At 50.8% G+C, this 354-nt stretch carries 1 rRNA gene; it reads left to right on the top strand.

From position 1 onward, the window contains the following. Nucleotides 1-38 precede the first annotated feature (38 nt). Nucleotides 39-354 (top strand): 23S ribosomal RNA (locus OGY83_RS00045); the annotation flags it as partial.

Here is a 354-nt window from a genome sequence, read left to right as displayed (position 1 = left end):
GTCGATGATGAATCGAAAGAAACATCTTCGGGTTGTGAGGTTAAGCGACTAAGCGTACACGGTGGATGCCCTGGCAGTCAGAGGCGATGAAGGACGTGCTAATCTGCGATAAGCGTCGGTAAGGTGATATGAACCGTTATAACCGGCGATTTCCGAATGGGGAAACCCAGTGTGTTTCGACACACTATCATTACGTGAATACATAGCGTAATGAAGCGAACCGGGGGAACTGAAACATCTAAGTACCCCGAGGAAAAGAAATCAACCGAGATTCCCCCAGTAGCGGCGAGCGAACGGGGAGCAGCCCAGAGTCTGAATCAGCATGTGTGGTAGTGGAACGGTCTGGAAAGTCCG

Origin of the sequence: Citrobacter sp. Cpo090 (genome assembly GCF_030332665.1) — a bacterium.
GTDB lineage: Bacteria > Pseudomonadota > Gammaproteobacteria > Enterobacterales > Enterobacteriaceae > Citrobacter > Citrobacter portucalensis.
This window is presented reverse-complemented; position numbering and strand designations above follow the sequence as displayed.